This is a genomic window from Vibrio sp. 1978, assembly GCF_033344345.1.
In genome coordinates this window covers 1-691 of the sequence record NZ_JAWPOP010000473.1, presented here as the reverse complement: position 1 = coordinate 691, position 691 = coordinate 1, and the positions used below count along the sequence as shown (strand labels likewise).

At 46.6% G+C, this 691-nt stretch carries 1 protein-coding gene; it reads right to left on the bottom strand.

Going from position 1 to position 691, the window contains the following annotated elements; all coding sequences use genetic code 11:
• Positions 1-691 (bottom strand): glutamine amidotransferase-related protein (locus R8N49_RS27295; protein WP_412034921.1); only part of this gene is annotated, 691 nt, incomplete at both ends.

Sequence of the window (691 nt, the reverse complement as noted above, 5' to 3'; positions counted from 1 at the left end):
CTCACGTAGTAGCTCAACTAGACCCATTTCCATATCGTCAGGTAGACCGCCCACGTTGTGTTGTGACTTAATCACGTGTGCTTTACCAGTTTTAGATGCTGCAGACTCGATTACGTCTGGGTAGATAGTGCCCTGAGCTAGCCATTTTGCGTTTTTCAGCTTCTTCGATTCTTCATCGAATACGTCTACGAACACGTGACCGATAGTCTTACGTTTTTCTTCTGGGTCAGACTTGCCTTTCAGCGCTTCAAGGAAACGCTCTTCTGCGTCAATTTTGATGATGTTTAGGCCGAACTTATCGCCGAACATATCCATTACTTGCTGACCTTCGTTTAGACGAAGCAGGCCGTTATCCACGAATACACATGTAAGCTTGTCGCCAATTGCACGGTGAACCAGCATAGCAACAACGGATGAATCTACACCACCAGAAAGACCTAGAATAACTTCATCGTCACCCACTTGCTCTTTAATACGAGCAACAGCGTCTTCGATGATAGATTCAGAGGTCCATAGACGCTCACAGCCACACACGCCAAGAACGAAGTTCTCTAGCATTTGTAGGCCACCTTTCGTGTGTGTTACTTCTGGGTGGAACTGAACGCCGTAGTATTTCTTCTCTTCGTTCGCCATTGCCGCGTAAGGACAAGTGTCTGTCTCACCGACTTTTACGAAGTCTGCTGGAATTTCT